Genomic DNA, 24,889 nt, shown 5'->3' with positions numbered 1-24,889 from the left:
AGATGGACAAACTCGAGATTCAGGGCAATGGCCCGCTGCGAGGCGAGATCCGCGTCTCGGGCGCCAAGAATGCCGCGCTGCCGATCCTGTGCGCGGGCTTGCTGGCGGCCGACACCGTATCGCTCGACAACGTGCCTAACCTGCAGGACGTACGCACCACGCTCAAGCTGCTGCGCCAGATGGGCGTGAAGGCCGAGCAGGACGGCGCGCGCGTCACCCTGAACGGCGCTGACGTCAATTCGCCCGAAGCGCCGTACGAACTGGTGAAGACCATGCGCGCCTCGATCCTGGTGCTCGGTCCGCTGGTGGCGCGCTTCGGCGAGGCGCGCGTCTCGCTCCCCGGCGGCTGCGCCATCGGCGCGCGCCCGGTCGACCAGCACATCAAGGGCCTGCAGGCCATGGGCGCCGAGATCACCATCGAGCATGGCTTCATCCACGCCCGCGCCAGGCGCCTGAAGGGCGCACGCGTGGTGACCGACATGATTACCGTGACCGGCACCGAGAACCTGCTGATGGCCGCCACCCTGGCCGAAGGCGAGACCGTGCTGGAGAATGCCGCGCGCGAACCGGAAGTGACCGACCTGGCGCGCCTGCTGGTCAAGATGGGCGCCCGCATCGAAGGCATCGGCACCGACCGCCTGGTGGTGCAGGGCGTGGAGCGCCTGCACGGCGCCAGCCATTCGGTGATCGCCGACCGCATCGAGGCCGGCACCTTCCTGTGCGCGGCCGCGGCCACGCTGGGCGACGTGGTGCTGCGCGGCGTCTCGCCGGGCATCCTCGACACCGTGCTGGACAAGCTGCGCGAAACGGGCGCCGCCATCGAGACCGGCGAGGACTGGATTCGCCTGCGGATGGGTCAGCGCCCGCAGTCGGTGAGCTTCCGCACCGCCGAGTATCCGGCGTTCCCCACCGACATGCAGGCGCAGTTCATGGCGCTCAACAGCATCGCTGGCGGCGTCGCGCGCATCACCGAGACCATTTTCGAAAACCGCTTCATGCACGTGCAGGAGCTGGGCCGGCTCGGCGCCGACATCGCGGTCGAAGGCAATACCGCGGTGGTCACCGGCGTGCCCAGGCTGTCGGGCGCCAAGGTGATGGCCACCGATCTGCGCGCTTCCGCCAGCCTGGTGATCGCCGGCCTGGTGGCCGAGGGCGAGACCGTGATCGACCGCATCTATCACCTCGACCGCGGCTACGACCGCATGGAAGACAAGCTGTCGGCGGTGGGCGCCAAGATCCGCCGCATCGCCTGAGCGCAAGCGCACGCCACGCGCCCGACAAGAGAGCCAGAACAAGGACACAGATGAGCCCCTCCCCGACCCAGTTGACGCTGGCCCTTTCCAAGGGCCGGATCTTCACCGAAACCATGCCCTTGCTCGAGGCGGCCGGCATCCACGTGACCGAGGATCCGGAAACTTCCCGCAAGCTGATCCTGCCCACGTCCGATCCGGACGTGCGCGTCATCATCGTGCGCGCCTCCGACGTGCCGACCTACGTGCAGTACGGCGCGGCCGATTTTGGCGTGGCGGGCAAGGATGTGCTGATGGAGCACGGCATGGCCGGGCTCTACGCGCCGATCGACCTGAATATCGCCAAGTGCCGCATGTCGGTGGCGACCTCGGCCGGCTTCGACTACGCCAGTGCGGTGCGCCAGGGCGCGCGGCTGGCCGTGGCGACCAAGTATGTGCAGACCGCGCGCGAGCACTTCGCCAAGAAGGGCGTGCACGTGGACCTGATCAAGCTGTATGGCTCGATGGAACTCGGGCCGCTGGTGGGGCTGGCCGACGCCATCGTCGACCTGGTCAGCACCGGCGGGACCTTGCGTGCCAACAACCTGGTCGAAGTGGAGGAGATCGCGCAGATCTCGTCGCGCCTGGTGGTCAACCAGGCTGCCCTGAAGCTCAAGCGCGAGCGGCTGGCCCCGATCCTCGACGCGTTTGAGCGGGCCTCCGCCGCGCTGGCCTGAGGCTGTGAGCGGCATGGAAAGGACTAGGGCATGGACCCGGGGAATGGAGTCATGAACGAGAACGCTATGGAAAACCTGGTAATCCGCCGGCTGGATTCGACCGAGCCGGGCTTCGCCACCGAACTGCGCCAGGTGCTGGCCTTCGAGGCGGGCGAGGACGAAGCCATCGAGCGCGCCGTCGCGCAGATCCTGGCCGACGTGAAGGACCGCGGCGACCCCGCGGTGCTGGAATACACGCAGCGCTTCGACCGCGTCGAAGCCGCTTCGATGGCCGCGCTGGAAATCTCGCAGGCCGAGCTGGAAGCCGCACTCGAAGAGCTCGAGCCCAAGCGCCGCGCGGCGCTGGARGCCGCSGCSGCRCGCGTGCGSGSCTACCACGAGAAGCAGAAGATCGAGTGCGGCAGCCATAGCTGGGAGTACACCGAGTCGGATGGCACCGTGCTGGGACAGAAGGTGACGCCGCTGGACCGCGTCGGCATCTATGTGCCGGGCGGCAAGGCTGCCTACCCCTCGTCCGTGCTGATGAACGCGATTCCGGCGCGCGTGGCCGGCGTCAAGGAAGTGATCATGGTGGTGCCCACGCCGGGCGGCGTGCGCAACGAACTGGTGCTGGCCGCGGCGCAGATCGCCGGGGTGGACCGTGTGTTCACCATCGGTGGCGCGCAGGCGGTGGGGGCGCTGGCCTACGGCACCGCCGCGCTGCCGCAGGTAGACAAGATCGTCGGGCCGGGCAACGCCTACGTGGCCGCCGCCAAGCGCCGCGTGTTCGGCACCGTCGGCATCGACATGATTGCCGGCCCGTCCGAAATCCTCGTGATCTGCGACGGCACCACCGACCCGGACTGGGTGGCGATGGACCTGTTCTCGCAGGCCGAGCACGACGAACTGGCGCAGTCCATCCTGCTGTGCCCGGACGCCAACTACCTGGCCGAAGTGGAGCTGAGCATCCGCCGCCAGCTCGACAGCATGCCGCGCCGCGATGTCATCCGGGCATCGCTGACCGGGCGTGGCGCGCTGATCCGCGTGCGCGACATGGACGAGGCCTGCGAGATCGCCAACGCGATCGCGCCCGAGCACCTCGAGATTTCCGCCGAGAACCCGCGCCACTGGGCCGAGCGGATCCGCCACGCCGGCGCCATCTTCCTGGGGCGCTACACCAGCGAATCGCTGGGCGACTACTGCGCCGGCCCCAACCATGTGCTGCCCACCTCGCGCACCGCGCGTTTCTCGTCGCCGCTGGGCGTATACGACTTCCAGAAGCGCTCGAGCCTGATCGAGGTGAGCGAGCACGGCGCGCAGATGCTCGGCCAGATCGCCGCCGAACTGGCCTACGGCGAAGGGCTGCAGGCCCACGCGCGCAGCGCGGAGTACCGCCTCAGGCGCAACTGAGGTAACTGAGGCCGGGTGGCCGGCGGGCGGGATGCCCGCCGCCGGCCACCCGCAGCCACCAACCGTTTCACCGACACTCACTCAGAGGTAAATCCAATGTCAGCCGTGCAGCCTTCCCTGATCGAACGCATCATCCGTGACGACGTACGCGCCATGGGCGCCTACCATGTGGCGGATTCGCACGGTCTGGTGAAGCTGGACGCCATGGAGAACCCCTACACCCTGCCCGACGCATTGCGCGGGCAGCTGGCCGCGCGCCTGGCCGAGGTGGCGCTGAACCGCTATCCGGTGCCCAGCAGCGAAGCGCTGCGCGCGCGCCTGAAGACGGTGATGCAGGTGCCGGCCGGCATGGACGTGCTGCTGGGCAACGGCTCGGACGAGCTCATCAGCATCCTCGCGCTGGCCGTGGCCAGGCCCGGCGCCAAGGTGCTGGCGCCGGTGCCGGGCTTCGTCATGTATGCCATGTCGGCGCAGTTCGCCGGGCTCGAGTTCGTCGGGGTGCCGCTCAACGCGGACTTCACGCTGGACCGCGCCGCCATGCTGGCGGCCATGGCCGAGCACCAGCCCGCCATTGTCTACCTGGCTTACCCGAACAATCCGACCGGCAACCTGTTCGATGCATCCGACATGGAAGCCATCGTGCGTGCCGCGCAGGGGGAGGTCAGCCACAGCCTGGTGGTGGTGGACGAGGCCTACCAGCCGTTCGCGCAGGACACCTGGATGCCGCGCCTGGCCGAGTTCGGCAACCTGCTGGTGATGCGCACGGTATCCAAGCTGGGCCTGGCCGGCATCCGCCTGGGCTACCTGGCAGGCGCACCGGCATGGCTGTCGCAGTTCGACAAGGTGCGCCCGCCGTACAACGTCAACGTGCTGACCGAGGCCACGGCGCTGTTCGTGCTGGAGCACGTGGACGTGCTCGACCAGCAGGCCGCGCAGCTGCGCGCCGAACGCACCACCGTGGCCGCCGCGCTGGCCGCCATGCCCGGGGTGACGGTGTTCCCCAGCGACGCCAATTTCCTGCTGGTGCGCGTGCCCGACGCCGCGCGGGTGTTCGAAGGCGTGCTCGCACGCAAGGTTTTGATCAAGAACGTGGGTAAAATGCACCCGTTGCTGGCCAATTGTCTGCGCGTCACGGTCAGCACTCCCGAAGAGAACGCGCAATTTCTCGCCGCCTTTGCCGCGGCGTTGCAGGATTAACACCATGCGTGTTGCAGAGGTCACCCGCAATACTTCGGAAACGCAGATCCGCGTTTCCCTGAATCTCGACGGCACCGGCCGCCAGAAGCTGGCGTCCGGCGTGCCGTTCCTCGACCACATGCTGGACCAGATTGCCCGCCATGGCATGTTCGACCTCGAAGTCGAAGCCACCGGCGATACCCATATCGACGACCACCACACGGTGGAAGACGTCGGCATCGCGCTTGGCCAGGCCGTCGCCAAGGCCATCGGCGACAAGAAGGGCATCACCCGCTACGGCCACAGCTACGTGCCGCTGGACGAATGCCTGTCGCGCGTGGTGATCGATTTCTCCGGCCGCCCCGGCCTGGAGTTCCACGTGCCGTTCACCCGCGCGCGCGTGGGCAGCTTCGACGTGGACCTCACCATCGAGTTCTTCCGCGGCTTCGTCAACCATGCCGCGGTCACGTTGCATATCGACAATCTGCGCGGCATCAATGCCCACCACCAGTGCGAGACCGTGTTCAAGGCGTTCGGCCGCGCACTGCGCATGGCGGTGGAGATGGACCCGCGCGCGGGCAATACAATCCCGTCGACCAAGGGCACCCTGGTAGGCTGAATCCGGCCGGCGCCGCCACCCGCGCGCGCCGGCAAGCTAAGCGTTGCCTGCGATAACCTCCGGTCAACGCGGTACCCGATGCAGACCTTGGCGCGAGACGCGTACGATATCCGTGCGCCATTCACGCCAGACCAACGGCCCAGGCCCAACCCGATGGATACGCTCAAGTCGTTCATCTCGCTGCTGGCGCTGATCAACCCGATCGGGGCGATTCCGTTCTTTATCAGCCTGACCAACCAGCAGACCGAGCAGGAAAAGCTGCACACCATCAAGATCGCGTCCATTTCGGTGGCGATCGTGGTGGGTATCTCCGCCTTGCTGGGCCAGCAGATCATCGAGTTCTTCAATATCTCGGTGGCTTCGCTGCAGGTGGGCGGCGGCCTGATCATGATCATGATGGCCATGAACATGCTCAATGCCCAGACCGGCCGCACCAAGGCGACGCCGGAGGAGGAAGATGAAGCCGAAGCCAAGGCCAGCGTCGCGGTGGTGCCGATGGCGCTGCCGCTGCTGACCGGACCCGGTTCGATCAGCACGGTAATCGTCTACGCTGGCAAGACGCAGCACTGGTACCAGTTGCTGATCCTGGTCGGGATCGGACTGGCGCTCGGCGCAGTGGTATATATGACGTTCCGCGCCGCTGACCCGATTGCCCGCGTGATCGGGCGCACCGGCATCAATATCGGCACGCGGCTGATGGGCCTGATCCTGTCGGCGCTGGCCGTAGAATTCATTGTGGACGGGCTGAAGACATTGTTGCCTGTTTTGAAATCATGACTACCATAGCAATTGTGGATTACGGCATGGGCAACCTGCGCTCGGTGGCGCAGGCCTTGCGTGCCGCGGCGCCGGAGGCGGATGTGCAGGTGGTGGACCGCCCCGCGGCGATCCGCGCGGCGGACCGCGTGGTGCTGCCGGGCCAGGGAGCCATGCCGGACTGCATGGCCGCGCTCGGCGCATCGGGTTTGCAGGAGGCCGTGATCGAGGCCGCCGCCAGCAAGCCGCTGCTGGGAGTGTGCGTTGGCGAACAGATGCTGTTCGACCTGAGCAAGGAAAGTAGGACGGCCGGCGGCAGCACCCCGTGCCTGGGCCTGTTGCCCGGCGAGGTGATCCGCTTCGAACTGGAGGGGATGACCCAGCCGGACGGCTCGCGCTTCAAGGTGCCGCAGATGGGCTGGAACCGCGTGCGGCAGGCCCGCTCTCATCCGTTGTGGGCAGGGATACCCGACGAGAGCTGGTTCTATTTCGTGCACAGCTATTTCGTGCATGCGCAGGATCCGGCGCATATTGCCGGCGAGACCGAGTACGGAGTCGTATTTACGAGCGCGGTGGCGCGCGATAATATTTTCGCTACGCAGTTCCACCCTGAAAAAAGCGCCGCCATGGGCTTGCAGATCTACCGGAACTTCGTGCACTGGAATCCCTGATCCTCATATAGTGACTTTACCGGGACCGGGCCGAACGGCCATGCTGGCCTAGGCTCATCTTTCTTCTCTTTCAATCAAACGCTCTTCACGCTTATGTTGCTCATTCCGGCCATCGACCTGAAGGACGGTCAATGTGTACGCCTCAAACAAGGCGACATGGACCAGGCCACCGTCTTTTCCGAAGATCCCGCCGCCATGGCACGTCACTGGGTGAATCAGGGCGCACGGCGCCTTCACCTGGTCGACCTCAATGGGGCGTTCGTGGGCAAGCCCCGCAATGAAGCTGCCATCAAGGCCATCATCGCCGAGGTGGGCGATGAGATCCCGATCCAGCTGGGGGGCGGCATCCGCGACCTGAACACCATCGAGCGCTGGCTCGACGGCGGCTTGTCCTACGTCATCATCGGCACGGCCGCGGTCAAGAATCCCGGCTTCCTCAAGGATGCCTGCACGGCGTTCGGCGGCCATATCATCGTGGGCCTGGACGCCCGCGAGGGCAAGGTCGCCACCGATGGCTGGAGCAAGCTGACGGGCCACGAAGTCGCCGACCTCGCGCGCAAGTACGAGGACTACGGCGTGGAAGCCATCATCTACACCGATATCGGCCGCGACGGCATGCTGCAGGGCATCAACATCGATGCCACTGTCAAGCTGGCGCAGTCGGCGACGATTCCGGTGATCGCCAGCGGCGGGCTGTCCGACCTTGCCGATATCGAACGCCTGTGCCGTGTCCAGAAGGATGGCGTGGAAGGCGTGATCTGCGGCCGTGCGATCTATTCGGGCGATCTCAATTTCGCCGAAGCCCAGGCACTTGCCGACAAGCTCGGCGCCGAGCAGTAAGACAACGCGCCTCCCGCGCGACAATTGCAGCCACCGGCGCCCGCACGTGCAGGCGCCGTGGCGGGCAAGGAATCACATGCTAGCCAAACGTATCATCCCCTGCCTCGACGTGACCAACGGGCGGGTGGTCAAGGGTGTCAACTTCGTCGAATTGCGCGACGCGGGCGACCCGGTCGAGATCGCCCGCCGCTATGACGAGCAAGGCGCCGATGAAATCACATTTCTCGATATCACCGCGACCAGCGACGGCCGCGACCTGATCCTGCACATCATCGAGGCGGTTGCTTCCCAGGTCTTTATCCCGCTGACGGTGGGCGGCGGCGTGCGCGCCGTGGAAGACGTGCGGCGCCTGCTCAATGCCGGCGCGGACAAGATCAGCGTCAACTCCTCGGCCATCGCCAACCCGCAGCTGGTGTCGGATGCCACCGCGCGCTACGGCTCGCAGTGCATCGTGGTGGCGATCGACGCCAAGCGCAGCTCGGCGCCAGGCGAGCCGGCGCGCTGGGAAGTCTTCACCCATGGCGGGCGCAAGGCCACCGGACTGGACGCCGTGGCATGGGCGCGCGAGATGGCCGCGCGCGGCGCGGGCGAACTGCTGCTCACCAGCATGGACCGGGACGGCACCAAGAGCGGCTTCGACCTGGAACTCACGCGCGCGGTCAGCGACGCCGTATCGATCCCGGTGATCGCCTCCGGCGGCGTGGGCGGGCTGCAGGACCTGGCCGACGGCATCAAGCTGGGCCGTGCCGACGCGGTACTGGCCGCCAGCATCTTCCACTACGGCGAGCACACCGTTGGCGAGGCAAAGGCATTCATGGCCCGCGAGGGCATTCCGGTGCGGATCTGAAATCTGGAACACGGCGAACCGACATGGCAAAGAAGTGGCTCAACAAGGTTAAGTGGGACGATAACGGCCTGGTGCCGGTGATCGTCCAGGAAATCGGCTCGAACGATGTACTCATGTTTGCGTTCATGAACCGCGAGGCGCTGCAGCGCACCGTGGAGATTGGCGAGGCGGTGTTCTGGTCGCGTTCGCGCAAGCGACTGTGGCACAAGGGCGAAGAGTCCGGCCACGTGCAGAAGGTCCACGAGATCCGCCTGGACTGCGACGAAGACGTGGTGCTGCTCAAGGTCACGCAGAACGACGGCATCGCCTGCCACACCGGGCGGCACTCATGCTTCTTCCAGAAGTTCGAGGGCGATACCGACAACGGCGACTGGCAGACCGTGGAACCGGTGCTCAAAGATCCGTCCACCATCTACGCGGCCAAGCCATGAGCGACACGCAAGCAAGCAGCACCGACGTGCTGGCGCGCCTGGCTGCGGTGCTGGAATCGCGCAAGCCCGAGAATGGCGGCGATCCCGACAAATCCTATGTGGCGCGCCTCTTCCACAAGGGCGACGACGCCATCCTGAAGAAGATCGGGGAGGAAGCCACCGAGACCGTGATGGCGGCCAAGGACGCGCGCGCCGCCGGGCTGGGCGAGGAAGCCGTCGGCAAGGTGGTCTACGAAGTGGCCGACCTGTGGTTCCACAGCATGGTCCTGCTGGCGCGCTTCGGGCTGGAACCGGCTGACGTGGTCAATGAGCTGGCGCGCCGCGAAGGGCTGTCCGGGCTCGAGGAAAAGGCGCGCCGCGAGCCCGGCGCCTGAACCTGAGGATATCGCGGCAGGAACGCGGCGGGAGCGGTGCGGCGCACGCATCGGATGCCGACCGGCTCGCCAGCCTGCGCAAGCTCACGCATAAGCTGTGTGCACTGTGCGCTATATTATGGGTGGCCGGCGGCTTCGCCGATCGGTTCCTGGCAGGCCGCGGCGGGGGCGCCTCGTGGCGCACTGCGCGGCTCGATTTGCGGCACGCAATGAAATTTTCATGAATTCAAAGCAAAATTGCATCTTCTGCCGGATCGTGGCCGGCGAGCTTCCGTCGAACAAGGTCTACGAAGACGACGAAATGCTGGCTTTCCACGATATCCACCCGAAAGCCCCGGTACACTTCCTCGTTATCCCCAAGGCGCATGTCGATTCGCTGGCCGATTGCGGAACCGGCGAGAGCGCTGTGCTTGCTAGAATGATGTTGAAGGTGCCGGAGTTGGCGCGTGCTGCAGGCTGCGGGAACGGTTTCCGGACGGTGATCAATACCGGCCCGGATGGCGGGCAGGAGGTCTATCACCTCCACCTGCACGTACTTGGCGGCCCGCGCAACCAGTGGAAGGTGCCGCTGCCCTGATCCCGACGCCCAGGTCCTGAGGACCGGCGTCGCGCCAGGCTTGCAGCCAAACCATGCAGGACCGCGGGCCGGACGTCCACGGTCAGACGCCATGCCGGCAACCGTCGCCCGGCATGGCCTTCAGTGACGGAACAACGAGCCGGGGTGGCAAGGCGCCGCCCCCGGCTTCATCAGGAGCAGAAAATGGGTTCGTTTAGCATTTGGCACTGGCTCATCGTGCTGGTGATCGTCATGCTGGTTTTTGGTACCAAGAAACTGCGCAATATCGGCCAGGACCTGGGCGGCGCCGTGAAGGGCTTCAAGGACGGCATGAAGGACCCCAATGGCGAAGACGCCGCGGCAGCCGCGCCGGCCAAGGAACTGCGCGACAGCACCACCATCGACGTGGAAGCCAAGGAAAAGTCGCGCCAGCAGTAAGCGCGATGCGATCCTTGCCGGCTCATCCGATGTCATCCCACCCGCCAGCAGTGCCAAGCCTGCGTGAGGTCCCGCGCGCCACGGGACTTGGCGGCGGCACCTCCCTTTCGACGCTCGCATGATCGATCTCGGCATTTCCAAGCTTGCACTGATCGGCGCGGTGGCGCTGGTGGTGATCGGTCCCGAGCGGCTGCCGAAAGTGGCGCGCACGGTCGGCGCCCTGGTCGGCCGCGCGCAGCGCTATATCAACGACGTCAAGGCGGAAGTCAGCCGCGAGGTCGAACTCGACGAACTGCGCAAGATGCGCACGGAGTTCGAGGATGCCGCGCGCGATGTCGAGCGCACCATCCACAAGGAAGTGCACGAGCACACCCAGTCCTTCAACGATGCGCTGTCCGGCACCGATGCCGGCACCGCGCCGGGCGGGGCGGCCGTGGACAGCGGCTATGTGCCTTCCTGGGATACGGCGCACAAGCTCCATAACGGCCGCAAGAGCTGGCGCGTCAAGCAAGGCGCGCGGCCGCTGTGGTTCAAGCGCCAGCACAATGTCCGCGTATGGGCGCAATCCGGCGCCGCGCGCGTCAAGCGCCACCGTCCCGCCACCGGTCCCGCACGCTCTTTCTTCGATTGAGCATGACCGGGTCTGCCAACACGCCGGTACCCGGCCGGCTGTCGCTGTCGTGCGTTCGGACTTGCGCTCCGACATGCGCTCCGCGCCGGCGTAACATCGCCGATTTTGTCACCGATTTTTCGATGCCAGCCCGCCGGGCTGAGCGGTCCACGCCATGAGCGACTCCCGTTCCCAAGATCCCCAAGACCCGCAGGACGAAGGCCAGCAGGAAACCTTCATCTCTCACCTGGTGGAGCTGCGCTCGCGCATCGTCAAGGCTGCCTCCGGCGTGATCCTGGTCTTCGTCTGCCTGGTCTACTGGGCACCGAATATCTTCAACCTGTTCGCCCGGCCTCTCATGGAGTCGCTGCCCAAGGGCGGCAGGATGATCGTCACCGACGTGACCGGCTCGTTCTTCGTGCCGATGAAGGTCACGCTGCTGGTGGCCTTCCTGGTCGCGTTGCCATGGGTGCTGTACCAGATCTGGCAGTTTGTCGCGCCCGGCCTGTACCAGCATGAGAAGCGGCTGATTGTCCCGCTGGTCAGCAGCAGCTACTTGTTGTTTATCTGCGGCGTGGCCTTCGCCTACTTCCTGGTGTTCCCCACGGTGTTCCATTTCATGGCGCACTACAACGCCCCGCTGGGGGCCGAGATGTCGACGGACATCGATAAATACCTCAGCTTCGCCATGACCATGTTCCTGGCGTTCGGCATTACCTTCGAGGTGCCCGTGGTGGTGATCGTGCTGGTGCGCTTTGGCGTGGTCGAGCTGGAAAAGCTCAAGCAGATCCGCCCCTATGTGATCGTCGGCGCCTTCGTGATCGCCGCCGTGGTGACACCGCCCGATGTGCTGTCCCAACTGCTGCTGGCCGTGCCGCTGGTAGCACTTTACGAGCTGGGACTGATCATGGCCCGCTTCACCTCGCGACCCGTCGCGGCAGACCCGGCAGCCAGCGAAGCGCAGGCGGACTGAGAACGCGTACCGCTTCGGAAGCAAAGCTTGGGGGCGCAACTTTTGCACCAAAACGGTGAAAATGCGCTTCCAGGCTGTTGCGACATCACAACAAAATCCCCCGCAATCCACGGTTTACGACGAAAAAGCCTTCTGGCGGCCGGGGGGGCTGACCCATAATACGCAGCAGACGTGAGGTAAATGCGTCGCCCAAGCACTTGGGCAAGCCAAGATTTCCCAATCAGTTGACAAGGAAAGTGTCGATATGAAGATGAAACTGTTTGCAGCCGCTGTCGCTGCCCTGGCCGCTGGTGGTGCGTATGCCCAATCGAGCGTGACCCTGTACGGCGTTGTTGACGCTGGTATTGAATACACCAACAAGAACGCAACTACCAACGGCAACCACAACCTGTTTGCCTTGCAGTCGGGCAACCAGTCCGGTTCGCGTTGGGGCCTGCGTGGCGTGGAAGACCTGGGCGGCGGCCTGAAGGGCATTTTCGTCCTGGAAAGCGGCTTCAACGTTGACAACGGTACTTCGGCTCAAGGCAATCGTCTGTTCGGCCGTAACGCCTACGTCGGCCTGCAGAGCCAGTACGGCACGTTGACCCTGGGCCGCCAGCAGACCACGTTCTATGATTTCGGCCTGATCTATGATCCGATGGCCATTTCGACCCGTTACAGCATTACCGCGACGGCTCCGGAATTCGCTGCCCGCGCCGACAATACCGTCAAGTACACCGGCACTTTCGGTGGCCTGACCACTTCGGCCTTCTACAGCTTCAACAACAACAACCAAGAGGTTGCGGGTAACTTCACCAACGGCCGCGAGTACGGCTTCCTGGCGAGCTACGCTGCAGGCCCGTTCTCGGTTGGTGCTGCTTATGACCAATCGAACGTCTCGACGGCAACTCTCAACAACGGCAATCAGCTGATCCGTCGCGCGACCATCGCTGGCACCTACGCATTCGGTCCGGCCAAGGTCTACGCTGGCTACCGCTACGCTCACGCTTACAACAACGTGGCCCTGCCGGGTGCTTCCGGCGTGCTGAACACCGCCTCGAACCTGGGTTGGGTTGGTCTGGGCTATCAGCTGACCCCGGCTTTCTCGCTGTCGGGCTCCGCTTACTACCAGAACCTGCGTAACGCCAAGGCTAACCCGTGGCAGTTCGTGACGACCGCCGACTACGCGCTGTCGAAGCGTACCGACTTGTACGCCTCGGCTACGTACATCCTCAACAAGGGTGGCAATTCGGCTCTGAGCGTGAATGGCTTCAACGACCAAATTACGTCTGGTCCGACCGTCCAAACTGGTGGCAACCAGTTCGGCGGCATCGTTGGTGTTCGCCACAAGTTCTAATTTAGCGCGGGCGTAAGCTCGCTCTAGATTGGCTTGAACTCAAAACGCCGGCATCCGCAAGGATGCCGGCGTTTTGTTTTTGGCGCCCGGGGCACGGCTGTCTGCTGTCGCCTTTGTCCGGCTTCGCGACGGGGCAGGGCGCATTCCCGTATCGTGCAAGCTGACTACCCATGGGCCAGCGCCGGCGGACAGCGTGGCGGCCTGGATGGCATGCCGGCCAGGCGGGAGGGGCCGGCCGTGGCGCTCAATCGCTCTTGCGCAGCCGGCTGCTTCCCGGGCCCGCGCGTCGCTCCCGGCTTCGATGCACAGCTTTTGCGCGATTTCGTTCACGTAGCCGCCGGGACTGCCGTGAGCGCAGCACCGGGTACGCTTTCGCGGCTTCAATGCGCCGAAGCCGGCATCGGCAAGCGCAGCCAGCACTGCCACCCCGGAAACAAAAAACCCCGCCACGAAAGGCGGGGTCAGGCAAGGCTCAGGCCGGGCGGGCGCGGCTGCGCGGCGGCTTATTCCTCCTCATCGAGCGGCATCGCGCGGCGCGGCGGCGGGGGGCGCTTGCCGATCATGACTGCCAGCTCGATCGGCTTGCCACGGCGCACCACCTTCATCTTGATTTCCGCGCCCGGCTTGAGCTGGGCGATGGCATTGAGCAGAGCGGTAGTGTCGGTGATGGTCTGGCCATCGACGGAGACCAGCACATCGCCCGGCTTCACGCCGGCCTTGTCGGCCGGGCCACCCTGGACCACGGCGGCGATCAGGGCCCCTTCCTTGGCTTCGAGCCCGAACGACTCGGCGATCTCCGGCGTCATGTCCTGCGGTTCCACGCCGATCCAGCCCCGCGTCACCGTGCCGGTGGAGATGATCGATTCCATCACCTGCTTCGCGGTCGACACCGGAATGGCGAAGCCGATGCCCAGCGAGCCGCCCGAGCGCGAATAGATGGCGGTATTGACGCCCAGCAGGTTGCCTTGCGCATCGACCAGCGCACCGCCCGAATTGCCCGGGTTGATGGCAGCATCGGTCTGGATGAAGTTCTCGAAGGTGTTGATGCCCAGGTGGCTGCGGCCCAGCGCCGACACGATGCCCATGGTCACGGTCTGGCCGACGCCGAACGGGTTGCCGATGGCCAGCACCACGTCGCCAACCTTGACGTTCTCGATCCGGCCCAGCGTGATCGCGGGCAGGTCCTTCAGCGTGATCTTCAGGACGGCCAGGTCGGTTTCCGGATCCGAGCCAACCACCTTGGCATTCGCCTTGCGGCCGTCGGTGAGGGCCACCTCGATCTCATCGGCGCCGTCCACCACATGGTGGTTGGTTAGAATGTAGCCTTCCGCGCTGACGATCACGCCCGAGCCGAGGCTGGATACCGGTTCCTGCCGTTCCGGGAGGCGGTCGCCGAAGAAGAACCGGAACCATGGATCTTCCGCCTGCGGGTTGTTGGGTGTGCGCTTGCTGCCATTCTTGCTGGTGAAGATGTTCACCACCGCCGGCATCGCCTGCTGCGCCGCGTCGCTATAGGAGCCCTGCGCCGAGGAACCCGCAATGTTGGGCACCACCTCCTTCAGCGCGACGATCGGCGACCCGGATTGCACGGCCACCCGGCCGCGTTGCAGCCATTCCGGTTTTAGCGTGGCCACGACGAACCACACGGCCAGCACGACGGTGACAGCCTGAGCAAAGAACAGCCAGAATCGGCGCAACATATTGGAGTTTGGGCAGAAAATGAAAACAAAAGATCTTGAATTGTACTTGAACGACCTGCTTCAGGTCCCTCGATACAAAGACTATTGCCCGAACGGATGGCAAGTGCAAGGCCGCCTTGAAGTGGAAAATATCGTCACCGGCGTGACCGCGAGCCTGGCATTGGTCGAAGCCGCCATCGAGGCGGGTGCCGATGCCATTTTGGTTCATCACGGTTATTTCTGGAAAAACGAAGACGCCCGCGTAATCGGCCAAAAACACGCCCGCCTGAAACGCCATTTGGCGACGACCAGCTCGGCTGGACCGGCACCCTGCCGCAACCCATGCCGCTCGCCGCGCTGGCCGCCCACGTGGGCGGCGTGCTCGAGCGTGAACCGCTCGCCATCGGCGATCCCGAGCAAATGATTCGCACGGTGGGCTGGTGCACCGGCGGTGCCCAGGGCTATTTCGACGGTGCCGTGGCAGCCGGCGTGGATGCCTACCTGAGCGGCGAGATCTCCGAGCAGACCACCCATCTCGCGCGCGAGAGCGGCGTGGCCTACCTGGCGGCCGGGCATCATGCCACCGAACGCTACGGCATCCGCTCGCTCGGCGAGCACCTGGCGCAGCAGTTCGGCCTGCGCCATACCTTCATCGATATTCCGAACCCGGTCTGACAGCGGCGGGGCGCGGCATGCGCCCGCCACCCGGGCCTTGCGCGCTCAGGCCTGGCGCGCCTTCAGGCTGTCGCGGATCTCGCGCAGCAGCACCACGTCTTCCGGCGTGGCCGCAGGCGCTTCCACCTTCGGCTCTTCGGCGCGCAGCTTGTTGATGGCGCGCACCATCATGAAGATGATGAAGGCCAGGATCAGGAAATTGACCAGGATGGTCAGGAAGTTGCCGTAGGCAAAGACCGGCACGCCGGCCTTTTTCAGGGCATCGAGCGTGTGCGGCACGCCCGCGGGCGGATCCGATAGCGCGACGAACATATTGGAGAAGTCGAGCTTGCCGATGATGCGGCCGACCACCGGCATGATCAGGTCGTTCACCACCGAATCGACAATCTTGCCGAACGCCGCGCCGATAATCACGCCCACGGCCAGGTCGATCACATTGCCGCGCATTGCGAAGGTCTTGAACTCCGAGATCATCCCCATGCTTTTCTCCCTCTGTTGCTTGGTTTGAACGGTCGTCAGGACAAAAGCCTGCCGCATCACTGCCCGTAACGCAAGCCTGCAGGCCACATAGCTGATTTCTGTCCGATTATCGCGCGAACGTGAGTAACTCTGCGCCTTTCAATGCCTCATGTGCCTAAGGTACAATTTACGGTTGACGCAAAATCTAATTTGACATCCCCTGGGGTTTGGAATGAGTGACCAGCAAAACGTGAAGAACGTGGATAAGGGTCGCCGCAATTGGTTGATTGCGACGTCAGTCGCTGGCGGCATCGGAGGCGTGGCGGTCGCAGTGCCGTTCGTCAGCACGTTCGCGCCGTCAGAGAAAGCCAAGGCAGCCGGAGCACCAGTCGAGGCTGATATCAGCGCCTTGAAGCCSGGCGARATGATGACCGTGGAATGGCGTGGCAAGCCWGTCTGGATTCTGAAGCGCACCGAGGAAATGCTCGCGTCGCTCAAGAAGACCGATGCCGAAGTCGCCGACCCCAACTCGGACGTGCCCTTCACCATGAAGACGCCCGAGTACTGCAAGAACGAAACCCGCTCGCGCGCCGACCACAAGGACCTCCTGGTCGTGGTGGGCATCTGCTCCCACCTGGGCTGCTCGCCCTCCGGCCCCTTCGGCGCCGGCTCCAATCCCCAGCTCGGTTCCGACCCCGGATTCCTATGCCCCTGCCACGGTTCGACCTTCGACCTGGCTGGCCGCGTGTTCAAGAACAAGCCGGCCCCGCAAAACCTTGACGTACCCCCCTACCAGTTCCTGTCCGACACGAAGATCGTGATCGGCAAGGATGAAAAAGGAGACGCTTGACCATGGCGGCCGAAAAACAAGTCAAGACGACTGGCCTGCTGGGCTGGATCGACGCACGCTTCCCCGCTACGCAGCTCTGGGAAGACCATCTCTCCAAGTACTACGCACCGAAGAACTTCAACTTCTGGTACTTCTTCGGCTCGCTGGCGCTGCTTGTCCTGGTCATCCAGATCGTCACCGGCATCTTCCTGGTGATGAACTACAAGCCCGACGGCACGCTCAACGCCGCCGGCATTCCCGTGGCCTACGCCAGCGTGGAATACATCATGCGTGAAGTGCCCTGGGGCTGGCTGGTGCGCTACATGCACTCCACCGGCGCCTCGGCCTTCTTCGTGGTCGTGTACCTGCACATGTTCCGCGGCCTGCTCTACGGCTCCTACCGCAAGCCGCGCGAACTGGTCTGGATCTTCGGCTGCCTGATCTTCCTGTGCCTGATGGCCGAAGCCTTCATGGGCTACCTGCTGCCGTGGGGCCAGATGTCGTACTGGGGCGCCCAGGTGATCGTGAACCTGTTCTCGGCGATTCCCGTGATCGGCCAGGACCTGTCGCTGTTCATCCGTGGCGACTACGTCGTCAGCGACGCCACCCTGAACCGCTTCTTCTCCTTCCACGTCATCGCCGTGCCGCTGGTGCTGCTGGGCCTGGTGGTCGCGCACATCATCGCGTTGCACGAAGTGGGCTCGAACAACCCGGACGGCGTCGAGATCAAGGCCAAGAAGGACGAGAACGGCATCCCGCTGGACGGCATCCCGTTCCACCCGTACTACTCGGTGCATGACCTGCTGGGCGTGGGCGGCTTCCTGATGATCTTCTCCGCGGTGATCTTCTTCTTCCCGGAGGTCGGCGGCTACTTCCTGGAGTCGAACAACTTCTTCCCGGCCGATCCGCTCAAGACCCCGCCGCATATCGCGCCGGTCTGGTACTTCACGCCGTTCTATTCGATGCTGCGTGCCACCACCTCGAACTTCCTGCCGATCCTGTGGGTGTTCTTCGCGGTGCTGCTGGGCATGGTGTTCCTGCGCAGCAAGGATGCCCGCATCAAGGTTGGCGCGCTCGCCATCGCCGTGATCCTGGCCGTGGGCTTCTACTTCATCGACGCCAAGTTCTGGGGCGTGCTGGTGATGGGCGGCTCGGTGGTGATCCTGTTCTTCCTGCCGTGGCTGGACCACTCGCCGGTGAAGTCGATCCGCTATCGCCCGGCTTTCCACAAGACCATCCTGAGCGTGTTCGTGGTGGTGTTCATCGTGCTCGGCTACCTGGGTGTCATGCCCCCGTCGCCGGTGGGTGAAAAGGTGTCGCAGCTTGGCACCCTGCTGTACTTCGCCTTCTTCCTGACCATGCCGCTGTGGAGCCGCGTCGGCCAGTTCAAGCCCGTGCCGGAACGCGTGACGTTCCACCCGCACTGAGACCGGACGAACCCCGACAAAAGCACAAGGACACACGATGAAAAAGCTGCTTTCGATTCTCGCGCTGGCCGGCGCCTGCTTTGCCGCCGCGCCCGCCATGGCCAGCGAAGGGGGCTACCCCCTCGAGCCGGCACCCGTGCAGACCAGCGATCTCTCCTCGCTGCAGCGCGGCGCCAAGCTGTTCGTGAACTACTGCCTGAACTGCCACGGCGCGTCCATGATGCGTTACAACCGCCTCAAGGACATCGGCCTGACCGACGACCAGATCCGCCAGAACCTGCTGTTCAGTGGTGACAAGGTCGGCGACATGATGACCATCGCCATGCAGCCGAAGGAAGCCAAGACCTTCTTCGGCGCGGCCCCGCCGGACCTGTCGGTGATCGCCCGCGCCCGCGGCGACGACTGGCTCTACACCTACCTGCGCACCTTCTACCGCGACGACAACCGCGCCACGGGCTGGAACAACCTGGTGTTCCCGAGCGTCGGCATGCCGCACGTACTGTGGGAGCTGCAGGGCCAGCGCGCCGCCAAGTTCGCCGAAGTCGAAGAGCACGGCGAGAAGGTCCACAAGTTCGCCGGCTTCGAGCAGGTCACCCCGGGCAAGCTGAGCACGATCGAGTACGACCAGGCCGTGACCGATCTCGTCGGCTTCCTCGACTGGATGGCCGAGCCCGCCCAGAACCAGCGCAAGCGCCTCGGCGTGTGGGTGCTGATGTTCCTCGGCGTGTTCACCGTCTTTGCCTGGCGCCTGAACGCCTCGTACTGGAAGGACATCAAGTAATCGGCAGTAAAGCCCGAGGGGCGCAAGCCCCGAAGGGGCAGGGGGCTGGCGCGGGCGTCGCGAAACCGACGTTCGCCCCAGCCCTTTTCGCTTGAATGGATCGCTTGCCGATAATGGCAAAAGTGCCATACAAAGCGCATTTACCCGCCAAAATCACGCACAAAAGTGATTTAATATCATCTAATTTGCTTTCTGCATAGCGGTTCTGCCAGAATACCGATCCAGCCAATCGACCCCGCTTCAAAGGAATCCAACCATGATGGTGTTGTATTCGGGCACCACCTGCCCGTTCTCCCAACGTTGCCGCCTCGTCCTGTTCGAAAAGGGCATGGATTTCGAGATCCGTGACGTCGACCTGTTCAACAAGCCGGAAGACATTTCGGTGATGAACCCCTACGGTCAGGTGCCCATCCTGGTCGAGCGCGACCTCATCCTGTACGAGTCGAACATCATCAACGAGTACATCGACGAGCGCTTCCCGCACCCGCAGCTGATGCCGGCCGACCCGGTGCAGCGCGCCCGCGCCCGCCTGTTCCTGTTCAACTTCGAAAAGGAACTCTTCACGCACGTCTACGCCCTCGAAAACGAAAAGGGCAAGGCCGCCGAGAAGAACCACGAGCGTGCCCGCGCCTCCATCCGCGACCGCCTGACCCAGCTCGCGCCGATCTTCGTCAAGAACAAGTACATGCTCGGCGAAGAGTTCTCCATGCTCGACGTCGCCATCGCCCCGCTGCTGTGGCGCCTGGATCATTACGGCATCGAGCTGTCGAAGAACGCCGCGCCGCTGCTGAAGTACGCCGAACGCATTTTCAGCCGCCCGGCCTACATCGAAGCGCTCACCCCSTCGGAAAAGGTGATGCGCCGCTAAACCGGCCCCCCGGCCCGAGGCGCACCGCTTCGGGCCGCCCGGAACGCGCCCCGCGCCACTGGAAGCCCAATGCCTGAAACCTCCACCAAGCCCTACCTGATCCGCGCCATCTACGAGTGGTGCACGGACAACGGCTTCACGCCATACATCGCCGTCTTCGTCGACGCCAACACCAGCGTGCCGCGCGAGTTCGTCAAGAACAACGAAATCGTGCTCAACGTCAGCTTCGACGCCACCAGCGGCCTGGACATGGGCAACGAATGGATCGGCTTCAGCGCGCGCTTCGGCGGCGTCTCCCGCAAGATCGACGTACCCATTGAAAACGTGCTCGCCATCTACGCCCGCGAGAACGGCCAGGGCATGGCCTTCCCGGTGGAGCGCAGCGTGCCCGACACCCAGGCCGCCACGGAACGCGAGAACAACCCGCCACCCAAGCTGTCAACGGTGGAAAGCGAATCCCCGGTCACGGCTGACACTACCGAAGGCCACAACGGCGACGACGAACCCACGCCGCCGCCGGTCTCGCGCATCGGCGCCAAGAAGCCTTCGCTGAAGGTGGTGAAGTAAGTACGGCGCAGGCTGCATCAAGGCATCGTCATTTCGCGCCGCATGCAGTAGAATCGCTGTCTGCACCAAACATGCCGGCTTAGCTCATCAGGTAGAGCAGTTGATTTGTAATCATCAGGTGGCGGGTTCGAGTCCTGCAGCCGGCACCAGAATTTGAAAACGGCCTCCAAGCGATTGGGGGCCGTTTTCGTTTTGCAGGCTCGCGCTCACTTAGGAAGTGCGTGGTCGCCGGGCAAGGTGTTTTTTCAGGGGCTGACCGTTGAGGCATCACCGAGGCATCACCTGGTCCTCAATACATCCCCTGCACGCCATCAACTGCCGAGTCGAGTCGACTCTTTAGCAGCGAGAGCATGCAGTGCAACCCCGAGGGCTCGGCGCATGCCGCATCGTCCTGATCCAGGAGCGTCAACATCAACCGTATTGCCGCGCTGACTTGCAGAAGTCGATCGCATTGCTCAAGGACATTGCCTCGTACTTGCTCCTCGATCGCTATCAACTGACTGACGATCTCGTGGATACGCGTTGCTGCAGAATCCTCTTTCCATAGTGCAAGGCCGTGCAACTCGGCCAACAGGTCACGCTGCATATGCCCGATTGGTGCTAGCGTCGTTTCGGCCTGCTCAGTCATGAGTCCCCTCCTCACGAACTAATGCTTGCAGCGAACAGGATTTGCGTTGGATCTGCGTTTGCTCAGCACGAGCGAAAACAACAGGCATTTGCAGCCTCCTTGGACAGGGTTTCACCCGCCTTCCGCTGCTAAACGGGGTGGGCGGGCACAGGGCGGGTTAGCAGACCGGTGTCCAAGGATGCCGGCGAGCCCGGAGGCTCCCCACCCAGGCCCGCCCATGGTATGGACGTGCGAGGGCATCGCGGACGAAAAGATAGCCGCATGGCGCGGCTGTCCGCCTTGGACGTTTCAGGCTGCTAAACCCGATCACCGTTGTTTCGGCGATGAGTCATTCTTGATGACCCCACCATCCATGTCAATCCAACCGACGACCACGGATACCATATTTAACACCTTGTGTAATATCTATCAAATCCAGCCGTAAAGCCCTGTCCAGCCGGCAATACAAACGAAAGAAGGGCGGGTGAAAAATGGGTCGTCACCAGAAGCAGCCGAAGCTTTCCGGCATTCTGCTGGAGTCGTCCTGGTCCGCAACGAAGTGACGCTGCCGGCCCGCCCACGGAAGCGCGCCCCACAATCAAGTCGAATCTTGATGCTGCAGTGCAGGCACAACGAGCGGCCTGACGGTAAGCTCTTGCCTTCAGTCGGGAGAATTCCACGGGGGAGGGCAAATGCGGCGCGTCGTATTCAATCAGAAGGGCGGTGTTGGGAAGTCGACCATTGTGTGCAACCTGGCGGCAATCAGTGCCAGCGAAGGCTTGCGCACCCTGGTCATCGACCTGGATGTGCAGGGAAATTCCAGCCAGTATCTGCTCGGCAAGCAGGCCGGCGAAGCGACCCCGACGGTGGCGGATTTCTTCGAGACCGCCCTGACCTACAGCTTCAAGCCGGTTGAGTTCTCTTCCTTCGTGCATTCGACACAGTTCGAGAATCTCGACGTGATGCCGGCGCACCCCGATCTCGATGCGCTGCATGGCAAGCTCGAATCGCGCTACAAGATCTACAAGCTGCGCGATGCATTGAACGAGCTGGATACGTACGATGCAATCTATATCGATACGCCGCCGGCACTGAACTTCTACACCCGCTCGGCCCTGATTGCCGTCGAGCGCTGCCTGATTCCATTCGACTGCGACGACTTTTCCCGCCGCGCCCTGTACACGCTGCTGGACAACGTGAAGGAGATCCAGCAGGACCATAATGCGGCGCTGGAAGTGGAGGGGATCGTGATCAATCAGTTTCAGCCGCGCGCCAGCCTGCCCCAGCAGCTGGTGGACGAACTGGTGAGCGAAGGTTTGCCGGTGCTGGGCTCGCGCCTGTCCTCGTCGGTGAAGATCCGCGAATCCCATCAGCACGCCAGGCCGATGATCTACCTGGACCCGCGGCACAAGCTCGCCCAGGAATACGTGGCATTGCATCGCGAACTGGTCGGATAGGGGCAAGCTCCGGCGGCCTGTCTTCTGGTCATGCAATCTGGCTAGCTTAGGCGGGGCAAGTTCACTTGAGCGCTGCCCGGAAGCCGCCCTCAAATCCGTTTCCTCCAAAGCCGCTCACCTGCGCACGCGGGTGCTGCCGGTGGACCTGGATGGCGCGTTCCGCTACGCCTGCGACTGAATGGCGTGGCGCGTGAGGGGCACGCGGTGATGATGCGGCCGCCGTCGTTGTCCTACGCGCGCCTGCGGTTTGGCTGACAGTACGGCCAGTCCGCTGCCCCTATAGTGAATATGGATGCGTCCGCCGGCCCGGCTTTCGCACGGGCCGGCGTGGTTTCGCTATCGCCTGCGGCTTCGCATCGCGGGCGCTCAGTCTTTCCATTGCGGGGTAGCCCATCATGCTTTTGCAGCGCTTGCCGGCCTTGTCCTTGTGCGTATTGATGGTGGCTTGCCTGGCCGCCTGCGGCGATTCGGCAACCTTGCCGGTTTCGGCCGGCACGGGCGTGAATCCAGAGCTGCCGCCGCCCAACAAGACGATGCTGCCCACCGTGAACATCGCGCCCGCCCGGGGCTGGGTGGATGGCGCAAAGCCGGTCGCTGCGCAGGGCATGGCCACGGTGGCGTTCGCCGACAAGCTCGATCATCCGCGCTGGCTCTACGTGCTGCCGAACGGCGATGTGCTGGTGGCGGAAACCAACGCACCGCCCAAGCCGGATGACGCGAGGGGCGTCAGGGGCTGGGTGATGACGCAGGTGATGAAACGCGCGGGCGCGGGCGTGCCCAGCGCCAACCGCATCACGCTGCTGCGCGATACCAATGGCGATGGCGTGGCCGATACGCGCTCGGTCTTTCTCAAGGACCTGAATTCGCCGTTCGGCATGGTGCTGGTCGGCAACGATTTCTACGTGGCCGATACCGACGCGGTGCTGCGCTTTCCCTATCAGCAGGGCCAGACCGAAATCACCGCGCCCGGCGTCAAGGTGGTGGACCTTCCGGCTGGCCCGATCAACCATCACTGGACCAAGAACGTCATCGCCGGCAAGGACGGCAGCAAGCTGTATGTCACGGTGGGCTCAAACAGCAATGTGGGCGAGAACGGCATCGACGTGGAGGAGGGGCGCGCCGCCATCTGGGAGGTCGATCCCGGGACCGGCGCGCACCGCGTCTTCGCCAGCGGCCTGCGCAACCCGAATGGCATGGCGTGGGAGCCGGTCAGCGGCGCGTTATGGACTTCGGTGAACGAGCGCGACGAAATCGGCAGCGACCTGGTGCCGGACTACATCACCTCGGTGAAGGACGGCGCGTTCTACGGTTGGCCATTCAGTTACTACGGCCAGCATGTAGACGTCCGCGTAAAGCCGCCGCGGCCGGAGATGGTAGCCAGGGCCATCGCGCCCGACTACGCCGTCGGCCCGCACACGGCATCGCTCGGCCTGGCCTCGTCTGTCGGCAATACGCTGCCGGCGCGGTTCAGGGACGGCATGTTCGTCGGCCAGCACGGTTCGTGGAACCGCAAGCCGCATAGCGGCTACAAGGTGATCTTCGTGCCGTTCTCCGGCGGCAGGCCGGCCGGCGCGCCGGTCGACGTGCTGACGGGCTTCCTCACCAAGGACGGCGATGCGCAAGGACGGCCCGTTGGCGTTGCTATCGACAAGGGCGGCGCGTTGCTGGTGGCGGACGATGTGGGCAACGTCGTGTGGCGGGTATCGGCGGCGAAGTAGCCGCCCGAAGTCACCACTACTGGTTCACGCCCATCTGCTTGAGCAGCGTGAGGTTGTCCTCCAGATGCCAGTTCTCCACGATCTTGCCGCCAGCCACGCGGTACAGGTCGAAGGCCTGGAAGTCGATTGCCTGGCCTTGTCCCTTGGCGTTGCCGAACTGCCCGGTGAAATGCCCGCGAAAGCGCAGGTGCACCGCGGCGCGGTCGCCGGCGATCACTACGTCTTCCATCTGCGCGCTCAGGTCCGGCACGGCGGTGCGGAATCCCTTCGACGCCTGCAGCGGCCCCGGCAATCCCTGCTCGCGGCCGGGCGGTAGCGTGCGGTCGGTAAAGCCGGGGTCGAGCGCGAGCCTGGCGTAGCGCTCGTCGCCGGTGTTCCAGAAGGTGGCGTAGCGGCGCGCGGCCAGCAGCACGGCGGCGTTGGCTGGCTGCCTGGCGGCTTCGGCCACGTGCTGCGGACGAACGAGTTCATCGGCCTGCTTGGCGGCGGTGGYGTTCTGTGAGAGCGAGAGCAATGCGGCGGTGGCCAGCGCGGCGGCGAGGAGGGTGGTTTTCATCGGAGGTCTCCGTGTCGGTGAATGCGATGGCGCGGTTGGTGTTGTCCTCACTATAGAATTCAATCTGAAATTGATAAACATAGTCATATCGCTATCAATTTCAAATCATGTTTGTTAATTGGGTCGGCCTGTGGCGCATGCCAGGCCGGCGTCCGCAAAGTCTCAGGTCAGCGTGAGATAGCCGCCATCGGCGCCGACGACCTTGCGCAGTACCTTGACGAATGCCGTGGCGGCAGCGCTGTCGGGCTGGCCATGGCGCCGGTGCAGGCCGCGATGGCGGACCT

General features: G+C 64.1%; 27 protein-coding genes, 1 tRNA gene and 1 pseudogene. 25 read left to right on the top strand and 4 right to left on the bottom strand.

Annotation, left to right across the window (positions count from 1 at the left end; translation table 11 throughout):
- Positions 1 to 2: 2 nt before the first annotated feature.
- The 16 genes from murA to AC1DO7_RS16605 all read left to right on the top strand — a co-directional run bounded on the left by murA (position 3) and on the right by AC1DO7_RS16605 (position 12,982).
- Entirely contained in the window at positions 3 to 1,253 is a 1,251-nt protein-coding gene (gene murA / locus AC1DO7_RS16680) for a UDP-N-acetylglucosamine 1-carboxyvinyltransferase (RefSeq protein ID WP_441618031.1), read from the top strand.
- Positions 1,254 to 1,303: 50 nt separating this feature from the next.
- On the top strand, positions 1,304 to 1,966 hold the full coding sequence (gene hisG, locus AC1DO7_RS16675) for an ATP phosphoribosyltransferase (RefSeq protein WP_006159652.1): 663 nt from the start codon (positions 1,304 to 1,306) through the stop codon (positions 1,964 to 1,966).
- Between the two features lie 51 nt (positions 1,967 to 2,017).
- Positions 2,018 to 3,355: a histidinol dehydrogenase gene (hisD, locus tag AC1DO7_RS16670; RefSeq protein ID WP_477116336.1), complete on the top strand. Its 1,338-nt coding sequence runs from the start codon at positions 2,018 to 2,020 to the stop codon at positions 3,353 to 3,355.
- A 96-nt stretch (positions 3,356 to 3,451) separates the two neighbouring features.
- Complete coding sequence (hisC, locus tag AC1DO7_RS16665) at positions 3,452 to 4,552, top strand: histidinol-phosphate transaminase (protein WP_441618035.1); 1,101 nt, start codon at positions 3,452 to 3,454, stop codon at positions 4,550 to 4,552.
- A gap of 4 nt (positions 4,553 to 4,556) precedes the next feature.
- Entirely contained in the window at positions 4,557 to 5,150 is a 594-nt protein-coding gene (gene hisB, locus AC1DO7_RS16660) for an imidazoleglycerol-phosphate dehydratase HisB (RefSeq protein ID WP_441618037.1), read from the top strand.
- A gap of 153 nt (positions 5,151 to 5,303) precedes the next feature.
- Positions 5,304 to 5,927: a MarC family protein gene (locus AC1DO7_RS16655; protein WP_477116335.1), complete on the top strand. Its 624-nt coding sequence runs from the start codon at positions 5,304 to 5,306 to the stop codon at positions 5,925 to 5,927.
- Positions 5,924 to 6,577 carry an imidazole glycerol phosphate synthase subunit HisH gene (gene hisH / locus AC1DO7_RS16650; protein ID WP_441618041.1) on the top strand — a complete coding sequence of 218 codons (654 nt, stop codon included), beginning with the start codon at positions 5,924 to 5,926 and terminating at the stop codon, positions 6,575 to 6,577. Before AC1DO7_RS16655 ends, hisH begins: the two co-directional genes overlap by 4 nt.
- A 93-nt stretch (positions 6,578 to 6,670) precedes the next feature.
- A complete protein-coding gene (hisA, locus tag AC1DO7_RS16645; RefSeq protein ID WP_441618043.1) occupies positions 6,671 to 7,417 on the top strand; it encodes a 1-(5-phosphoribosyl)-5-[(5-phosphoribosylamino)methylideneamino]imidazole-4-carboxamide isomerase in 747 nt (248 codons plus the stop codon).
- A 76-nt stretch (positions 7,418 to 7,493) separates the two neighbouring features.
- Positions 7,494 to 8,264, top strand: coding sequence for an imidazole glycerol phosphate synthase subunit HisF (gene hisF / locus AC1DO7_RS16640; protein WP_441618045.1), 771 nt, complete (start codon positions 7,494 to 7,496; stop codon positions 8,262 to 8,264).
- A 23-nt stretch (positions 8,265 to 8,287) separates the two neighbouring features.
- Positions 8,288 to 8,695 (top strand): phosphoribosyl-AMP cyclohydrolase, encoded by a 408-nt coding sequence (hisI, locus tag AC1DO7_RS16635; protein WP_441618047.1) that lies wholly within the window; start codon positions 8,288 to 8,290, stop codon positions 8,693 to 8,695.
- Positions 8,692 to 9,069, top strand: a complete 378-nt coding sequence (locus AC1DO7_RS16630) for a phosphoribosyl-ATP diphosphatase (protein WP_441618049.1) — start codon at positions 8,692 to 8,694, stop codon at positions 9,067 to 9,069. The genes hisI and AC1DO7_RS16630 overlap by 4 nt, the downstream gene beginning before the upstream one ends.
- Before the next feature lie 220 nt (positions 9,070 to 9,289).
- Positions 9,290 to 9,646 (top strand): histidine triad nucleotide-binding protein, encoded by a 357-nt coding sequence (locus tag AC1DO7_RS16625; protein ID WP_441618051.1) that lies wholly within the window; start codon positions 9,290 to 9,292, stop codon positions 9,644 to 9,646.
- 183 nt (positions 9,647 to 9,829) lie between these two features.
- Entirely contained in the window at positions 9,830 to 10,063 is a 234-nt protein-coding gene (tatA, locus tag AC1DO7_RS16620; RefSeq protein WP_441618052.1) for a Sec-independent protein translocase subunit TatA, read from the top strand.
- 118 nt (positions 10,064 to 10,181) lie between these two features.
- Complete coding sequence (tatB, locus tag AC1DO7_RS16615) at positions 10,182 to 10,694, top strand: Sec-independent protein translocase protein TatB (RefSeq protein WP_441618054.1); 513 nt, start codon at positions 10,182 to 10,184, stop codon at positions 10,692 to 10,694.
- A gap of 154 nt (positions 10,695 to 10,848) precedes the next feature.
- Positions 10,849 to 11,646 carry a twin-arginine translocase subunit TatC gene (gene tatC / locus AC1DO7_RS16610; RefSeq protein ID WP_441618056.1) on the top strand — a complete coding sequence of 266 codons (798 nt, stop codon included), beginning with the start codon at positions 10,849 to 10,851 and terminating at the stop codon, positions 11,644 to 11,646.
- Between the two features lie 244 nt (positions 11,647 to 11,890).
- Positions 11,891 to 12,982 (top strand): porin, encoded by a 1,092-nt coding sequence (locus AC1DO7_RS16605; protein WP_441618058.1) that lies wholly within the window; start codon positions 11,891 to 11,893, stop codon positions 12,980 to 12,982.
- A 503-nt stretch (positions 12,983 to 13,485) separates the two neighbouring features.
- Here AC1DO7_RS16605 and AC1DO7_RS16600 read toward each other — a convergent pair.
- The gene (locus AC1DO7_RS16600) at positions 13,486 to 14,682 is read right to left on the bottom strand and encodes a Do family serine endopeptidase (RefSeq protein ID WP_441618060.1); all 1,197 of its coding nucleotides are present in this window, start codon (positions 14,680 to 14,682) and stop codon (positions 13,486 to 13,488) included.
- 19 nt (positions 14,683 to 14,701) lie between these two features.
- Here AC1DO7_RS16600 and AC1DO7_RS16595 point away from each other — a divergent pair.
- Positions 14,702 to 15,336 (top strand): annotated as a pseudogene (locus tag AC1DO7_RS16595) (Nif3-like dinuclear metal center hexameric protein).
- Between the two features lie 45 nt (positions 15,337 to 15,381).
- On the opposite strand, the gene mscL reads toward AC1DO7_RS16595, so the two are convergent.
- Positions 15,382 to 15,816 carry a large conductance mechanosensitive channel protein MscL gene (mscL, locus tag AC1DO7_RS16590; RefSeq protein WP_441618064.1) on the bottom strand — a complete coding sequence of 145 codons (435 nt, stop codon included), beginning with the start codon at positions 15,814 to 15,816 and terminating at the stop codon, positions 15,382 to 15,384.
- A 211-nt stretch (positions 15,817 to 16,027) separates the two neighbouring features.
- On the opposite strand from mscL, the gene petA reads away from it, so the two are divergent.
- The 6 genes from petA (at position 16,028) to AC1DO7_RS16560 (ending at position 20,416) form a co-directional block, all read left to right on the top strand.
- Positions 16,028 to 16,645 (top strand): ubiquinol-cytochrome c reductase iron-sulfur subunit, encoded by a 618-nt coding sequence (gene petA / locus AC1DO7_RS16585; protein ID WP_441618066.1) that lies wholly within the window; start codon positions 16,028 to 16,030, stop codon positions 16,643 to 16,645.
- A 2-nt stretch (positions 16,646 to 16,647) separates the two neighbouring features.
- Positions 16,648 to 18,051 carry a cytochrome b gene (locus AC1DO7_RS16580; RefSeq protein WP_441618068.1) on the top strand — a complete coding sequence of 468 codons (1,404 nt, stop codon included), beginning with the start codon at positions 16,648 to 16,650 and terminating at the stop codon, positions 18,049 to 18,051.
- Positions 18,052 to 18,088: 37 nt separating this feature from the next.
- Positions 18,089 to 18,832: a cytochrome c1 gene (locus AC1DO7_RS16575; protein ID WP_441618070.1), complete on the top strand. Its 744-nt coding sequence runs from the start codon at positions 18,089 to 18,091 to the stop codon at positions 18,830 to 18,832.
- A gap of 256 nt (positions 18,833 to 19,088) precedes the next feature.
- Positions 19,089 to 19,700: a glutathione S-transferase N-terminal domain-containing protein gene (locus tag AC1DO7_RS16570; protein ID WP_441618072.1), complete on the top strand. Its 612-nt coding sequence runs from the start codon at positions 19,089 to 19,091 to the stop codon at positions 19,698 to 19,700.
- A gap of 69 nt (positions 19,701 to 19,769) precedes the next feature.
- Positions 19,770 to 20,267, top strand: coding sequence for a ClpXP protease specificity-enhancing factor (locus tag AC1DO7_RS16565; RefSeq protein WP_441618074.1), 498 nt, complete (start codon positions 19,770 to 19,772; stop codon positions 20,265 to 20,267).
- Positions 20,268 to 20,340: 73 nt separating this feature from the next.
- Positions 20,341 to 20,416, top strand: a tRNA-Thr gene (locus AC1DO7_RS16560).
- Positions 20,417 to 20,556: 140 nt separating this feature from the next.
- Here AC1DO7_RS16560 and AC1DO7_RS16555 read toward each other — a convergent pair.
- Positions 20,557 to 20,895 (bottom strand): DUF1484 family protein, encoded by a 339-nt coding sequence (locus AC1DO7_RS16555; protein ID WP_441618076.1) that lies wholly within the window; start codon positions 20,893 to 20,895, stop codon positions 20,557 to 20,559.
- A 671-nt stretch (positions 20,896 to 21,566) separates the two neighbouring features.
- Here AC1DO7_RS16555 and AC1DO7_RS16550 point away from each other — a divergent pair.
- Positions 21,567 to 22,331: a ParA family protein gene (locus AC1DO7_RS16550; RefSeq protein ID WP_441649734.1), complete on the top strand. Its 765-nt coding sequence runs from the start codon at positions 21,567 to 21,569 to the stop codon at positions 22,329 to 22,331.
- Between the two features lie 395 nt (positions 22,332 to 22,726).
- Entirely contained in the window at positions 22,727 to 24,049 is a 1,323-nt protein-coding gene (locus tag AC1DO7_RS16545; RefSeq protein WP_441618080.1) for a PQQ-dependent sugar dehydrogenase, read from the top strand.
- Between the two features lie 16 nt (positions 24,050 to 24,065).
- Here AC1DO7_RS16545 and AC1DO7_RS16540 read toward each other — a convergent pair whose 3' ends face one another.
- Positions 24,066 to 24,605: an ester cyclase gene (locus tag AC1DO7_RS16540; RefSeq protein ID WP_477116334.1), complete on the bottom strand. Its 540-nt coding sequence runs from the start codon at positions 24,603 to 24,605 to the stop codon at positions 24,066 to 24,068.
- Between the last annotated feature and the right edge of the window lie 284 nt (positions 24,606 to 24,889).

The sequence above is a fragment of the Cupriavidus sp. 05N40 genome (genome assembly GCF_056397305.1).
Note: the sequence above shows the minus strand (reverse complement) of the source record. Positions and strands in the feature narration are given on the sequence as shown.

Bases quoted from the DNA above. Each gene is read 5' to 3' on its own strand.
- murA (WP_441618031.1), top strand. From the start codon at position 3: ATGGACAAACTCGAGATTCAGGGCAATGGCCCGCTGCGAGGCGAGATC.
- hisG (WP_006159652.1), top strand. From the start codon at position 1,304: ATGAGCCCCTCCCCGACCCAGTTGACGCTGGCCCTTTCCAAGGGCCGG.
- hisC (WP_441618035.1), top strand. From the start codon at position 3,452: ATGTCAGCCGTGCAGCCTTCCCTGATCGAACGCATCATCCGTGACGAC.
- hisB (WP_441618037.1), top strand. From the start codon at position 4,557: ATGCGTGTTGCAGAGGTCACCCGCAATACTTCGGAAACGCAGATCCGC.
- AC1DO7_RS16655 (WP_477116335.1), top strand. From the start codon at position 5,304: ATGGATACGCTCAAGTCGTTCATCTCGCTGCTGGCGCTGATCAACCCG.
- hisH (WP_441618041.1), top strand. From the start codon at position 5,924: ATGACTACCATAGCAATTGTGGATTACGGCATGGGCAACCTGCGCTCG.
- hisA (WP_441618043.1), top strand. From the start codon at position 6,671: ATGTTGCTCATTCCGGCCATCGACCTGAAGGACGGTCAATGTGTACGC.
- hisF (WP_441618045.1), top strand. From the start codon at position 7,494: ATGCTAGCCAAACGTATCATCCCCTGCCTCGACGTGACCAACGGGCGG.
- hisI (WP_441618047.1), top strand. From the start codon at position 8,288: ATGGCAAAGAAGTGGCTCAACAAGGTTAAGTGGGACGATAACGGCCTG.
- AC1DO7_RS16630 (WP_441618049.1), top strand. From the start codon at position 8,692: ATGAGCGACACGCAAGCAAGCAGCACCGACGTGCTGGCGCGCCTGGCT.
- AC1DO7_RS16625 (WP_441618051.1), top strand. From the start codon at position 9,290: ATGAATTCAAAGCAAAATTGCATCTTCTGCCGGATCGTGGCCGGCGAG.
- tatA (WP_441618052.1), top strand. From the start codon at position 9,830: ATGGGTTCGTTTAGCATTTGGCACTGGCTCATCGTGCTGGTGATCGTC.
- tatB (WP_441618054.1), top strand. From the start codon at position 10,182: ATGATCGATCTCGGCATTTCCAAGCTTGCACTGATCGGCGCGGTGGCG.
- tatC (WP_441618056.1), top strand. From the start codon at position 10,849: ATGAGCGACTCCCGTTCCCAAGATCCCCAAGACCCGCAGGACGAAGGC.
- AC1DO7_RS16605 (WP_441618058.1), top strand. From the start codon at position 11,891: ATGAAGATGAAACTGTTTGCAGCCGCTGTCGCTGCCCTGGCCGCTGGT.
- AC1DO7_RS16600 (WP_441618060.1), bottom strand. From the start codon at position 14,682: ATGTTGCGCCGATTCTGGCTGTTCTTTGCTCAGGCTGTCACCGTCGTG.
- mscL (WP_441618064.1), bottom strand. From the start codon at position 15,816: ATGGGGATGATCTCGGAGTTCAAGACCTTCGCAATGCGCGGCAATGTG.
- AC1DO7_RS16580 (WP_441618068.1), top strand. From the start codon at position 16,648: ATGGCGGCCGAAAAACAAGTCAAGACGACTGGCCTGCTGGGCTGGATC.
- AC1DO7_RS16575 (WP_441618070.1), top strand. From the start codon at position 18,089: ATGAAAAAGCTGCTTTCGATTCTCGCGCTGGCCGGCGCCTGCTTTGCC.
- AC1DO7_RS16565 (WP_441618074.1), top strand. From the start codon at position 19,770: ATGCCTGAAACCTCCACCAAGCCCTACCTGATCCGCGCCATCTACGAG.
- AC1DO7_RS16555 (WP_441618076.1), bottom strand. From the start codon at position 20,895: ATGACTGAGCAGGCCGAAACGACGCTAGCACCAATCGGGCATATGCAG.
- AC1DO7_RS16550 (WP_441649734.1), top strand. From the start codon at position 21,567: ATGCGGCGCGTCGTATTCAATCAGAAGGGCGGTGTTGGGAAGTCGACC.
- AC1DO7_RS16545 (WP_441618080.1), top strand. From the start codon at position 22,727: ATGCTTTTGCAGCGCTTGCCGGCCTTGTCCTTGTGCGTATTGATGGTG.